The organism is Arenimonas aestuarii, from assembly GCF_054781715.1.
In genome coordinates, this window is the sequence record NZ_BAAGTW010000006.1 from 457,615 (window position 1) to 469,401 (window position 11,787).

The window sequence follows — 11,787 nt, forward strand, 5'->3', positions numbered from 1 at the left end:
GAGCAAACACTCTGAGCATTAGGCAACACCTTCAGCAGCCTCCAGCAGATCCGCTTGAAACTCCGTCCAGTTACGGCAGTTTCTCGCTGCTCGCTTGAGTTGGTCAGTCGGGATGCCAGCCAAGTGAGAATCCTCAAGCATCCCCATGATTCGGTACTCGTCCACGTACACCCGCTTCCGTAGGATTCCTCGGACGTAATACAGGTCCTTGATGTAGGGCTTGGTCTTCTCCAGCTCCCGGATGCGGCAGATCCCCGCAACCCTATTCCAGGCGACCTCGACGGACTCTTGGGTGGGCTTGTCCTCTTTGTACTCAAGGTACTGACTGGTCGCGATCTGCATGGCCTCCATGAGTTCGCCGGCCTCGAATTGCCCCGCCAGCTTCCGCAGGGTTTGGCGGCCATGCTCATTAAGCACGTAGCCCGGGACGAGGCGGCTCCATAGGTCGGCCATCCGGTCCACCGCCAAGGCCCGAAGGTCGCAAAGACCCTCCTTCCACTGGATCATCATTTCCAACTGTTCGCGGCGGTCGCTCAGCTCCTGCAGCTGGTCCCGCTGTTTCTCCAGGACCGTATGGTCCCCCAGCTCGCGCTTGCCCTTTCCGGCATTGCACGGCTCGCACGCTGTAATCAGGTTAAGGATGTCGTTCTTGCCTCCACCCGCAACAGGATGGATGTGGTCAACGACCAATAGGACATCTGGAGCCGACGCCCCACAGTACTGACAACGAAACCCGTCTCGCTTGAAGACCTCAAAGCGAAGGTTCTTGCCTAACCCTTTTCGTTTAGCGGCCACGACGGCATAAACCACCCCTAACCCCGGTTTAGAACAGGCTGGGGGCGGGGAGGGGGCATCTCAAGGGTCTGGATAGGCCTAGGAGGCCCGTAGAGGGGGAGCCGCAGGGAGAGATGCCCCGCTGGCGGGGGCGACCCTACCTCTGGGGTAGTTACCTCGTGCGGCACCCTCTCTGCGCCGGCTCCAATGGAGGGGTTGAGAGGGCAAGACCCCAGGGCCCCATGTGACCAGATCGCCAAAGTTAAGCGGCGGCGAGCAGGACGGAATTAATCACGTACCAGCCCAGCGTCGATAGCCCACCTGCAAGTCCAAAGATGGTGGCTAGCGAGAATGTCCACAACCAATGGTCATTGATTGCATCGATCTCCATTTGTGCATCAAGGAGGTTCGATTTCCCTTTTCGGTAGCGTTGGTAGGCTAAGCCAACAACGAAGGCCTTATAGAGTTCGAAGCCAATAAAGAACACGATGGAGGCGGCAATACACGCGCCCGCGCCCGCAGCCAATGCGGGAGGCATGCCGTCCTTGGCATATACCCACAGTGTGAAGAAGCCGCCATATCCCACCGCGGTGACTAGCTGAGCGTAGTGCTTGTTGTCCTCGCTCGCTCTATCCGCCTGCTGCGTGAGAGTCGCAGCCCTTGCCATTTCAGTGTGTCGGCGCTGTCTGGCCTGTTCCCGGTTGTGGTCTGACTTGCGTTGCTCGGCATTCCTCTTGCTCTGGTTTCTAGCCGATCGATTTGCTGTTTTGGGATCATCGTTGGTAGGCATCATGGCAACTGCGACTCCGTAGCTTGGGCTGAGCGCTAAGTGCAGGGTATGCCCCCCGGAAGCCAAATTCTCGCTAGCATGGCCTTGTCAGCGGGAGGTCCCACCCCGGGCAATCGTAGCCCGGTGGTCGTCTCCCGCTGGCAACCAATCTCGGCCGGCGCGACTGGACTAATCCAGTCTGCCCCCATGCACAACTGCGGCACCCGCTACTGCCTTGCCGTTACGCTATCGACTGACCCTCAGGCGGTCAGGAGAGTCGTTGCCACCTACAACGAGAGTCGGGAGCCCGACGCCCAGGGCCAGCCTGGTCGTGTGACGGCCCGTCAGCTGGTTAGCGTCTTCGTGGACGGCTACCCGGTTCTGCGGCCCTACAAGGACCTCAGGGAAGCCTTAGGCGGCGCCTACACCGTGGTGTCCTTCAGTCGGGCGGCCGGGCCGGCGTGGCACCTGGGCGCCCGCGACTCCAAACTTAGCCTGTCCCGCCGCGCGAGTCAGGAATGAGAGTGCATTTGACCCCTCCGCGGCGACGCAGAATGATACGGTCTCGGGATCACTAGGCGCACAGATGAACTACCCACCTGAAGCAATCCAACACTTTGAAACTGAGCTTCCACGAGTTACGACGAAGCTGATGAGAGCCAGTATCCAGGCTATTGGATTTGCTCAGCAACACCTGAACCAAGCGGATGCCAAGAAGTTCATGCTTCATGGGGTTGCGCGTCGGCTCAACCTAATTCGGCGGTGTGCTGAGCGAATTTTTGAACAATTTCCGCCGGGGCAGGTTGCACCATTAGCGCGAGAGGCGCTGGAGGACGTAAACATATGCCTGCACGCCCTCGTGCTACATGGAAACGCAATTCAAGACAATCTCGCCTGGACGTACACATCTGAGTTCGGCCTAGATTTCCAGCGGTACGACGTATCGCTGTTCAAGGGCAAGCTGAAGAAGCTTCTCCCTCAAGCAATTAGGGACTACCTAGACAAGGCAGACGTTCAGGCGTGGCACGCCATTTACTCAACTGATTTCCGGGATGGGTTGGCACACCGAATCCCGCTTTATGTTCCGCCAGCGCAACTAACAGAAGAGGATGCGGGTCGAGCAGAGGAGTTGCAGAGAGTATTCAACGAGAGCATAACGAGCCCCGATCCTAGAGGTGCAATCGAAGCGCAAGATGAATTGAACTCCTTGGGGGTGGCGTGCCCGTACTTCCTGCACGAGTTGGGAGACAGTCGGATGATTCTGCATCCCCAGGCACTGAGCGACGCCCTAACTGCTGCAGAGCTATCGGACACAATGATTGAGAATTGGGCGCCTCCTGAGTATGCAGCCTAGCCTCCCCAGGGGGGCTAGGTTGGTTCGGGTTCGCCCAGGAGCGTTGAAAAGAGTTCGCGAGAGTTACGCGATTCAAGTCGAGCGGTTCTCCTACATACACCTGCAGGTCCCGTCTGGCACCGCGTGCCTGCCGCCCCGGATGCCATCTGCGCGTGCCGGCCGCCTGAAGAACGGAAGAAGCTGAGCCGTGGGCGGCAACTTTTCTTAGGCTTCTAGCCCACTCGGCCCTTAGCAATCGAGGCGAGATGGCCGGCGATAACGCGAAGCTCGTTCCGAATCTCCTGGACAGTAGTGTTGTTCGGCCCCTTGAGGGCGTCGACTATCGCTTGGTCCGCGCTGGTGCGCGTCGGCATCGATTGAAGGTGCTTGACGCTCAGCACAAATTTCTCTCGGCCGTTGCGCTCGAATCCTATTGCGTTCCTGTACTTGTACGAAAAAGTTACGGTCAGGCCATCTTTCAACTGACTGTCCAACCCGGCGTACTGGCCACCGTTAAATACGAAGCGCTGGCTTGGCGCAACAGAGGGAAAGCCAGAGACAGGAATGGAGCCGGCATCTTTGTCCGGCTTTTCAATACCAAAGCAATTAACAGGAACGGGCACCGAAAGTGCAACCGAATATGCGCTGCCACCGCCAGCATTCTCGATCACCAGATCGATCAGCGAAGGGACGTCAGGATTGGGTTGATAAAATGCTAGAAGCTGAGGCTCTGTACCCTTCGATACGGCCAGATACGCCACCCATACCGCCAGAGCGGTTGTCAGCGGAGTAAATACATACGCAATGAACTCAGCGAGGGACATGAACGGCTCCTTGAGTCTGCTATGGCTTGTGCCGCAGGCGGCCTCAGTCAGCCCACGACATCATCTCGGCCATCGCGCGGTCAAACCCCTCTTGTCTGGCCAAGACATGTGACATTGCCTGTGAACTGGGCCGCGCCTGAATCTCCCTGATGACTGCGATCAATGCTGCCTTGTCCGGGTGCGTCTTGATGAGCGCGGCGATAATGATCCGCAGAGCGTCAACATACCCGGCCGACTCTTGCAGCTGGGCACTGAGGGGTGAATCAGGCAGCAGGTTTTCCATGGTGAACTCCAGTCAACTGGCTAGGTAAATAAAACGGGAGCTATGCTTGGCCAAAGCATTGACGCCGTTGTCGGGTGAGGCCCTACTTGATGCCCCTCGCCCTAAGCCTCTGATACGCATCGCTAAGCGAATGCCTAATGAAAACAAGTTGATCCGGATGTCGCTGAGCAAGTTCTTGAATAGCTAGCCCGTTTGAAAACAACCGCTCCTTCGCTGCTGCGTACCTTTCGTCCGTCTCCTTGATCTTTGCCACCGTTTTCTTCCATGCCTCGGATTCATCCAGGCCTTGAACTAGGACCATCGAATCGCGGAGAGAATGGAATGACCGCCAAGCAAGGGAGCTGGCTTCGCTGGCGTACACGCGCGCTTCCTCAGCTTGCTCAAGCTCAACCACGAGGTCATTTAGGTCGCTGTTGAAAGAGTTCACTTTCGAGTCTCTGTAGGCGAATGCGGACTGGATCCCAAGTTTCTTCCAACGCATACGGTCTAACTAAGCGGCCACCCGCTTCCGCAACGGACCTGCCACTGCAGCGGTCTAATTGACGAAGTTCGATGACCTGGCCAGTCTGGACTTGCCCATGGGCGCGAAGGCATTTGGAAAGTCCAAGCTTCCGGCGAACGGTCACAGCGGGCTCCCTAAGCCACGGCGGGCTGCCCAGTATCACCAGTTCACGAGGCGGGCTCTATCCCACGCACCTTTTGTTGGTGCTTGTGCCCACGGGCAAGCAAGTGACAAAGTGAGTAAGAATGTGAGTAAAGCTAAGCTCTAGCCGTCATCTATGCCAATAGAAACAATTAATTAAGCAGTCCGTATGGTTGCTGGTGGGCCCACCACATTGGTATCCAACGGTGTCCAACCCCGTCCCGCATCCCCCTGTGTTGCGGCAGCTCGCAGATCTCCTGGCCGGAGGCCGATCCAAGGAGCCCCGAGGTGGGTTGCCTCAGGCTTGAAAGCCAATGCGCGTTGCTCGCCGGTTACGCGCTCGTCATTGCAGAAGAGCTGAGTGGTGGCGAGATGCCTCGTCCGGCAACCTTTGGAAGGGCCGATCTACCCCAGGCCGCCCGCCGCTGAGACCAGCTGAACTCCAACGATGACAGCGTTCATGAGCCCATGCGCAGCAATGGCAATGACCAGGCTCCCTGTCCGATAACGTATCCAGCCGAAAACCAGGCCAGAGACGAACAGTGAGACGAAGCCTCCAATATCCGAGTCGTGAGCAAGGGCAAAGGTAGTTGCAGACAAAATGATGGCAGTCCATGCCCCTGTCGATTTCTGGAAGCACTCCTGAATCACGCCGCGGAAAATAATCTCTTCAAGTAGAGGGGCAATCAACAGGCTTCCGAGCAGAGCTTCGGGCTGTGCGAGATAGTGAATCTGGCTTCCCTCAGGGTGCTCTCCCGTCAGTGCCCAATAAAGTAGAGAGACTGAGGAAGCGAGCCACAAGATCGCAAGGCTGAGTGCCGATGCGCGCCGGAACGGGCGGCTCTCCCTGGGCATTCCCTCAAGCAGTCGGGTGCGGACAGTCCAGAGTGCGAGCAGAACAGCTGCGAGGATCAGCGCGTTGCCCACCACATATATCGGCCAATTTATGAGCTTTCGTGACGGGCCACTTGTCGCAGTGAAACCCTGGCCTTCTTCGAGCTTCCAGCGCGAGTCCCGCCTGAAGTAGGAATAGGGATGGCTTTCCGGACTCGCGACATCAGTGCCCATGGTCACTTTGAACCGGCAGACAACAACGTGCCCTGCGGCAGATGACTCTATTCTGGCTCCACCTGCATCAAACGAGGTCCTGCGCTCGCACAGGACCTCGTTCGCTTTGCCAACGCCCAATCCATGACTCTCAACAAGCGAAGTGCCCGATCGAACTGGACTTTCCTCGAAGACTCCCGCAACGGTGATGAGCTTTTCTTGCCCATCAATGGGGCGGAAACCAACGATTTCGCCGGTGAAAAGGATTGCGACCAGTGAGGCAACGATGGCAAAGATTATGACGCGCATGCGTCCTGCTTAGGTCAGACCGGAGTGCAAGAAGTATTGCCCGGAATGACTCCGCATCCAACCTGTTGAGGTGCGGTTCCCTCAAACCTCATGACCTGGCCGGATTGGCGGGCTTCGTTGGCACAAGCTGCCGCGGCATTCATGTAGTCCGTCAACGCCGACCGGTAGGCAGCGGCGCACTCCCACGCGGCATCCCGTCTCTGCGTTTCTTCAATCAGGCCCCAAACAAAGCCAAGGAGCTCAGTGGCACAACTCTCCAGGTTGGAGCAGTCAATGACGCCATCCTCATCCTCTGAGAGCATGTCCAGGAGGAGATCACGCCTGGCAATGCTGATCGTCCCCGAACCGACAACTTGCCCTGCTGCATTGCGGACTACGTATCCACGATTCGACAGGTTGACGAGTGCCTCGAAGTACCGGCCCTCGTCGTCAACGAATGGGATGGTGGCCGACTGAAGCGTGGGGTTGAGGTCGACAAACTCGACCATGGGCGTAGGCTGGCCCAGCGGTTCCCGAGTGAGGGTCATTTCAGGAGACTGGTCATCTCCAAGAGCAACAGAGCTGGCCGGTGATGAGAAGCCAGCGCAAAGCAGTGCCGCAGCGAGAAGTGAAATTTTGGTCACGCGCATATTTCCCTGACTTTAGTGATGGGTTGCGCCCAACTTCATGGCAGTTGGGCTGCGCGATATTAGTTGTAGAGTTCGATTGGCCCTCGTTAGCTCAGGCAGACACGACTGGCTAAGCAGCTCTAACAGAGCGCGCTTCAAGCGGTAAACGGTATTGCGCCGCGGCTGCTTGTGTTAGCCGCGCCAATCAAACTCCCGCACGACAGCGAATATTTCTCGCATGCGTAGTCTTCTGAGCAATTCCGGATCTGCGGTGAAGCATCCCTTGGTCGCCAGCGGCGGGCGTGCTCGCGCACCCGTGGTCGGATGGTTGTCATCCACGGGCACTCGGTCTCGGCCTGCGCGACTGGACTGACCGCGTCTGCGTCCATGCACAACGGCGGCACCCGCTACTGCCTCGCCGTCACCCTCTCGGCTGACCCTCGGAGGGTCAGAAGGGTCATCGCAACCTGCAACGAGACCCGAGAGCCCGTGGCCGGCAAACCAGATCGCCGCGCAGCACCAGCGATTCGACGGTCTGGGTCGCTCACCCTGGGTTTATGCCTGGTGCGAGAGAGTCAGTGTCCAAGACCACCCGGAGACGAACATGACCAGGATTCCTGCCGATTCATTGATCGTAGTCGCCGACGGCGCGGGCGCCCGCGTATTCCGCAACGAGGGCAACGAGCAGAAGATCAAGCTGCACCAGTTCGACATCCTCGAACTCGGCGAAATGATCGACGGCCCCGCGGGCAGCATGCCCAAGGACGCCACCGACCAGCAGATCGTCGAGGCCACCTTCGCCAAGCAGCTGGCCCAGGTGCTCAACGACGGCGCGCTAAACCATCGCTACGAGCGCCTGGTGCTGATCGCCGACCCGACCACCCTGGGCCGCATGCGGCCCCTGCTGCACCATGAAGCGCAGCAGCGCCTCTTGGTCGAAGTGGCCAAGACGCTGACCAACTCGCCGGTGGAAGACATCCAGAAGACCCTGCAGGCGCTCGACTGAGGTTTCCGGGCGGGATGGCTTGACATGCAAATGCGAAGCATTATCATCAAGGCCGATTCCCCAAGGAGCCGGCCATGCACGTCCCCCAGCCCGAACCCGCCCCGATCCCTGCGTCCATCCGTCCTGGCGTCCAGCCCGACCACGACAGCCGCGAACTGATGCGCGGCAATCGCGAGGTGCTCATCCGCCATGGCGACCAGGTCTACCGACTTCGCCACACCCGCAACGACAAGCTGATCCTGGTGAAGTAGGGCGCCAGGCCCGCCATGACCGGCAATCCCGAAACCCACCGGCTGTTCACGCAGGGCCGGCCCCACCCACGCAGTCTCTGCGCCCTGGGGCCGGTGCTCTGCCTGCACGCAGCCAGCGATCCGCATCCGCTGGCCGGCTGGTCGAAGGCGCACTGGGCCGCAGGCTGCGTCCGGCTCGAGGCCGACGGCCCGCGTGAGTCCGTCTGCTTCTACACCACCGGGGGCGAAACCTGCTGGCAGCTGCACGTGCTGCCCGACAGCGATTTCCTGGCCTGGGCCCGCTTGCTCGAAGGCCTGCCGTCATTCGACGGCGGCAGCGTTGCTTCAAAGCATTGGATTGAACGCTGCCGGCGCGTCGTGCGTCCTGCCTGGCGCGCCTGTGCCCTGCGCCTGCATGCGGTGCCTGGCCGCGCGGGGCAGGTCGCCCTGGCTGCCGCAGAGGTACGGCTATCGCCCTTGGGCGCGGACCGCGCGCGCCGCATTCATCAGGACCTGCACAGCGCACTGGCGCCAGCGGCAGGCTGACCGGCTGCAGGTCGCGACGCGGCGGGCATAATGCGGCTTTCCGCCCGAAGAAAGCCCTGCCGATGCCTTTGCTGGAAACCGTAGAAAAAGAAACGGGTGCCAACCCCGCCTGGACCATCCTCTGGCTGCATGGCCTGGGGGCCGACGGCCATGACTTCGCACCAATCGTTCCCGAGCTGCTGCGCCCCGGCTGGCCGGCGCTGCGGTTCGTGTTTCCGCATGCGCCGGTGCGCCCGGTCACGCTCAACAATGGCGTGCCGATGCGCGCCTGGTATGACCTGAAGAACCTCGACCTCGACCAGCGCGCCGACGAAACCGGTGTGCGCGAATCCATCGCCCAGGTCGAAGCATTGATCGAGCGCGAAGACGCCCGCGGCGTGCCGCCCGAGCGCCTGCTGCTTGCGGGCTTCTCGCAGGGCGGCGCCATCGCGCTGGCCGCCGGCGTGCGCCGCGAGCGTGCGGTCGCGGGCCTCGTCGGCCTGTCCACCTACCTGCCGATGGGCTCGACCACGAAAGCCGAGGCCACGCCGCAGGCCCTGGCCACGCCGACCTTCATGGCCCATGGCACCCACGACCCCGTGGTGCCGGAAGCTTTCGGCGCCCGCAGCCGCGACCTGCTCAAGACCCTGGGCGTGGACGTGGACTGGCACAGCTATCCGATGCAGCACAACGTCTGCGCCGAGGAAATCCGCGATCTGGGCGCCTGGATGGACCGGCGGTTCGCCGCGGGCTGAGCCGGCGGCGGCTCTGGGGCATACTTCGGGGATGAAGCTGCTTATCGTCGACGACGAACCGCTGGCTCGCGAGCGCCTCAAGGCGCTGGTGGGGGAAGTGGGTGGGCATGTCATCGCCGGCGAGGCCGAAAACGGCCGCGATGCCGTCGAGCAGGCCGAAGCCCTGGGCGTGGACATCGTGCTGCTGGATATCTCGATGCCGGTTATGGACGGCCTGGAGGCCGCCCAGCACCTGGCCGGCCTGAGGCCCGCACCGGCCGTGGTGTTCTGCACCGCCTACGACCAGCATGCGCTGGCGGCCTTCGAAGCGGCGGCCGTGGACTACCTGGTCAAGCCGGTGCGCCGGGAACGCCTGGCCGAAGCCCTCGAGCGCGCCCGCCGCCAACGCAGCGCGCAGCAACTGCCCGGACTCGGCGGTGGCCAGCCGCGCCAGCGCAGCCATCTCAGCGCGCGCCTGCGTGGCAGCCTGCGCCTGATCCCGGTCGACGAGATCCGCTACCTGCAGGCCGAGGAAAAATACGTGGTCGTGCACCACGCCCGCGGCGAAGACCTGATCGAAGAATCGCTGAAGTCGCTGGAAAACGAATTCGGCGAGCGTTTCATCCGCATCCACCGCAACTGCCTGGTGGCCGCCGACGAATTTGCCGAACTGCGCCGCGGCACCGACGGCCAGGTGCGCGCGATGCTGCGCAACGACGACGCTGCCCTCGAAGTCAGCCGCCGCTGCCTGCCGACGCTGCGCGAACGCTTGAAACACCTCTAGGGGGAGGACCGATGGAAAAGATCCGCCTGGCCACGCGTGAAAGCGCGCTGGCGCTGTGGCAGACCGAACACGTGGCCGCATTGCTGCGCCAGGCGCATCCGGCGCTGCAGGTCGAATTGGTGCCAATGACCACGCGCGGCGACCAGATCCTGGACCAGCCGCTGGCCGAGATCGGCGGCAAGGGCCTGTTCCTGAAGGAACTGGAGGTGGCGATGCTGGAAGACCGGGCCGACGCCGCCGTGCATTCGCTCAAGGACGTGCCAATGGCGCTCGAACCGGGATTCGCACTGGCCGCGGTGCTCGAACGCGCCGACCCTTTCGACGCCTTCGTGTCCAACACCTTTTCCGGCTTCGAGGAACTGCCCTTCGGCGCCCGCGTAGGCACTTCCTCGCAGCGGCGGCAGGCACTGCTGCGCGCGCACCGCCCGGACCTGGTCATCGGTGACCTGCGCGGCAACGTCAATACCCGCCTGGCCAAGCTCGACGCCGGCGATTTCGATGCCATCGTGCTGGCCTGCGCCGGCCTCGAGCGCCTGGGCATGGGCGCGCGTATCCGCGAACGCCTGCAGGCCCCGCGTTTCATCCCCGCGGCGGCCCAGGGGGCGGTGGCGGTGGAAGTGCGCGCCGGCGACGCCGCCACGGCCGCGCTGTTCGCGCCGCTGCACCACGCCGATACGGCGGCTTGCACCAACGCCGAGCGCACGATGACCCGCCTGCTGGGTGGCAGCTGCCGCGTGCCGATCGCCGCCTACGCCACGCTCAAGGGCGACAAGCTCTCCCTCGAGGGCCTGGTCGGCGACGCAAAGACCGGGAAGACCGTGCGTGGTTATGCCAGCGGCCCCGCCAGCGAGCCGGAGAAACTGGGCGAGCAGGTTGCCGACATGCTGGTCGCGCGCGGCGCCGACGCCCTGCTGCCCTGACGCGAAGGCGCTCCTGCCGACCTATCGTGGGTCAGTAATAGAGCATCACCAGGTGCTTCGCTTCGGCGAAGAACAGCCAGCGTTCGACGAGCGCACCCAGCAGCGACCCCAGCACCGCCACCGCCAGCACCGGCGTGGCGGCCTCCGGGAACATCCAGGCCAGCCAGCAGCAAATCACCGGCACCAGGCCGAACAGCAGCACCGCGATCAGGCGAAGCTTGCGTGAGTGCTTGCGCGCCAGCACGAAGCCCATCTCGGTGGTCAGGTAGTTCGCCTCGGTGTGCGGGCGTTCGAACACGCTCACCTCGCGCCCCTCGGGCAGGCCCAGGGCCGAGGCCTTGCTGACCGGCAGCGGCCTGCGGTCGATGCCGCGCCAGTACAGCCACTTCATGAAAGCCAGGACTACCGCCAGCCCGGCCGCCACCACCAGCAGCGGCGCGATGGCCACGCCGCCGGCCAGGCGCTGGCCCAGCATCATCAGCAGCAGTCCGCACAGCAGCGCGAAACCCAGGTATACCGGCAGCACCAGCGGGTGCCGCCAGGCCGGGATCGGCTTGAGCGATGCGTAGATCATCGCCGTGCAGATCACGGTGCCCAGTGCGAAAAGCAGTGCCGTCCAGATCACCCAGCGCACGTCATCGGGCAATCCCGCACCGGCCTCCACGCCGCGCAGGGGCGCCGACAGCCACCAGGTCAGCGCCGCCACCGGCACGTAGACCAGCACGGCCATCACGCCCTCGCGCGAAAGCCAGGACGTGCGCCACTGCGAAAACGCCCGCCAGGCACGCTGGGGCTGCCCCAGGTGTCCCAGGGAGCTGAGCAGGCCGATGGTGAAGAAGGCGGTCGCCCCGGCCAGCAGCCCCAGGAACAGCGCCGGCGTATTGCCCATCAGCGCACCGGGGCGCTCGAAGGCCAGCAGCAGCATTGTCCACACCAACAGGCCGTAGCCGGCGCCGGAGAAGGTGGAGAAGAACAGCACGGAAAAGGCGGGATGCATG

14 protein-coding genes are annotated in these 11,787 nt (G+C 62.3%); 7 read left to right on the top strand and 7 right to left on the bottom strand.

The window, feature by feature from the left end; genetic code table 11:
* Positions 1–18 precede the first annotated feature (18 nt).
* Together ACYVJH_RS11615 and ACYVJH_RS11620 are read right to left on the bottom strand one after the other, a co-directional pair.
* The gene (locus tag ACYVJH_RS11615; protein ID WP_460454801.1) at positions 19–810 is read right to left on the bottom strand and encodes an HNH endonuclease; all 792 of its coding nucleotides are present in this window, start codon (positions 808–810) and stop codon (positions 19–21) included.
* Positions 811–1,036: 226 nt separating this feature from the next.
* Positions 1,037–1,567: a hypothetical protein gene (locus ACYVJH_RS11620; protein WP_460454802.1), complete on the bottom strand. Its 531-nt coding sequence runs from the start codon at positions 1,565–1,567 to the stop codon at positions 1,037–1,039.
* A 562-nt stretch (positions 1,568–2,129) separates the two neighbouring features.
* Here ACYVJH_RS11620 and ACYVJH_RS11625 point away from each other — a divergent pair.
* Positions 2,130–2,897, top strand: coding sequence for a hypothetical protein (locus ACYVJH_RS11625; RefSeq protein WP_460454803.1), 768 nt, complete (start codon positions 2,130–2,132; stop codon positions 2,895–2,897).
* A gap of 212 nt (positions 2,898–3,109) precedes the next feature.
* Here ACYVJH_RS11625 and ACYVJH_RS11630 read toward each other — a convergent pair whose 3' ends face one another.
* The 4 genes from ACYVJH_RS11630 to ACYVJH_RS11645 all read right to left on the bottom strand — a co-directional run bounded on the left by ACYVJH_RS11630 (position 3,110) and on the right by ACYVJH_RS11645 (position 6,605).
* A complete protein-coding gene (locus tag ACYVJH_RS11630; protein ID WP_460454804.1) occupies positions 3,110–3,700 on the bottom strand; it encodes a hypothetical protein in 591 nt (196 codons plus the stop codon).
* Between the two features lie 43 nt (positions 3,701–3,743).
* Positions 3,744–3,983, bottom strand: coding sequence for a hypothetical protein (locus ACYVJH_RS11635; protein WP_460454805.1), 240 nt, complete (start codon positions 3,981–3,983; stop codon positions 3,744–3,746).
* 1,048 nt (positions 3,984–5,031) lie between these two features.
* A complete protein-coding gene (locus ACYVJH_RS11640; RefSeq protein WP_460454806.1) occupies positions 5,032–5,982 on the bottom strand; it encodes a lysostaphin resistance A-like protein in 951 nt (316 codons plus the stop codon).
* A gap of 14 nt (positions 5,983–5,996) precedes the next feature.
* A complete protein-coding gene (locus ACYVJH_RS11645; RefSeq protein ID WP_460454807.1) occupies positions 5,997–6,605 on the bottom strand; it encodes a hypothetical protein in 609 nt (202 codons plus the stop codon).
* A gap of 589 nt (positions 6,606–7,194) precedes the next feature.
* Between ACYVJH_RS11645 and ACYVJH_RS11650 the strand changes: the two genes are divergently transcribed.
* The 6 genes from ACYVJH_RS11650 (at position 7,195) to hemC (ending at position 10,789) form a co-directional block, all read left to right on the top strand.
* Positions 7,195–7,596 (top strand): host attachment family protein, encoded by a 402-nt coding sequence (locus ACYVJH_RS11650; RefSeq protein WP_460454808.1) that lies wholly within the window; start codon positions 7,195–7,197, stop codon positions 7,594–7,596.
* Positions 7,597–7,670: 74 nt separating this feature from the next.
* Positions 7,671–7,847 carry a hemin uptake protein HemP gene (gene hemP / locus ACYVJH_RS11655; RefSeq protein WP_460454809.1) on the top strand — a complete coding sequence of 59 codons (177 nt, stop codon included), beginning with the start codon at positions 7,671–7,673 and terminating at the stop codon, positions 7,845–7,847.
* A 15-nt stretch (positions 7,848–7,862) separates the two neighbouring features.
* Complete coding sequence (locus tag ACYVJH_RS11660; protein ID WP_460454810.1) at positions 7,863–8,372, top strand: Hemin transport protein; 510 nt, start codon at positions 7,863–7,865, stop codon at positions 8,370–8,372.
* A gap of 62 nt (positions 8,373–8,434) precedes the next feature.
* Positions 8,435–9,106, top strand: coding sequence for an alpha/beta hydrolase (locus ACYVJH_RS11665; protein ID WP_460454811.1), 672 nt, complete (start codon positions 8,435–8,437; stop codon positions 9,104–9,106).
* A gap of 31 nt (positions 9,107–9,137) precedes the next feature.
* Positions 9,138–9,869: a LytR/AlgR family response regulator transcription factor gene (locus ACYVJH_RS11670; RefSeq protein ID WP_460454812.1), complete on the top strand. Its 732-nt coding sequence runs from the start codon at positions 9,138–9,140 to the stop codon at positions 9,867–9,869.
* A gap of 11 nt (positions 9,870–9,880) precedes the next feature.
* Positions 9,881–10,789, top strand: coding sequence for a hydroxymethylbilane synthase (hemC, locus tag ACYVJH_RS11675; RefSeq protein ID WP_460454813.1), 909 nt, complete (start codon positions 9,881–9,883; stop codon positions 10,787–10,789).
* A gap of 31 nt (positions 10,790–10,820) precedes the next feature.
* On the opposite strand, the gene ACYVJH_RS11680 is transcribed toward hemC, so the two are convergent.
* Complete coding sequence (locus ACYVJH_RS11680) at positions 10,821–11,786, bottom strand: dimethyl sulfoxide reductase anchor subunit family protein (RefSeq protein ID WP_460454814.1); 966 nt, start codon at positions 11,784–11,786, stop codon at positions 10,821–10,823.
* Position 11,787 lies beyond the last annotated feature (1 nt).

Bases quoted from the DNA above. Each gene is read 5' to 3' on its own strand.
- ACYVJH_RS11650 (WP_460454808.1), top strand. From the start codon at position 7,195: ATGACCAGGATTCCTGCCGATTCATTGATCGTAGTCGCCGACGGCGCG.
- hemP (WP_460454809.1), top strand. From the start codon at position 7,671: ATGCACGTCCCCCAGCCCGAACCCGCCCCGATCCCTGCGTCCATCCGT.
- ACYVJH_RS11625 (WP_460454803.1), top strand. From the start codon at position 2,130: ATGAACTACCCACCTGAAGCAATCCAACACTTTGAAACTGAGCTTCCA.
- ACYVJH_RS11670 (WP_460454812.1), top strand. From the start codon at position 9,138: ATGAAGCTGCTTATCGTCGACGACGAACCGCTGGCTCGCGAGCGCCTC.
- ACYVJH_RS11660 (WP_460454810.1), top strand. From the start codon at position 7,863: ATGACCGGCAATCCCGAAACCCACCGGCTGTTCACGCAGGGCCGGCCC.
- ACYVJH_RS11620 (WP_460454802.1), bottom strand. From the start codon at position 1,567: ATGATGCCTACCAACGATGATCCCAAAACAGCAAATCGATCGGCTAGA.
- ACYVJH_RS11665 (WP_460454811.1), top strand. From the start codon at position 8,435: ATGCCTTTGCTGGAAACCGTAGAAAAAGAAACGGGTGCCAACCCCGCC.
- hemC (WP_460454813.1), top strand. From the start codon at position 9,881: ATGGAAAAGATCCGCCTGGCCACGCGTGAAAGCGCGCTGGCGCTGTGG.
- ACYVJH_RS11640 (WP_460454806.1), bottom strand. From the start codon at position 5,982: ATGCGCGTCATAATCTTTGCCATCGTTGCCTCACTGGTCGCAATCCTT.
- ACYVJH_RS11680 (WP_460454814.1), bottom strand. From the start codon at position 11,786: ATGCATCCCGCCTTTTCCGTGCTGTTCTTCTCCACCTTCTCCGGCGCC.
- ACYVJH_RS11635 (WP_460454805.1), bottom strand. From the start codon at position 3,983: ATGGAAAACCTGCTGCCTGATTCACCCCTCAGTGCCCAGCTGCAAGAG.
- ACYVJH_RS11630 (WP_460454804.1), bottom strand. From the start codon at position 3,700: ATGTCCCTCGCTGAGTTCATTGCGTATGTATTTACTCCGCTGACAACC.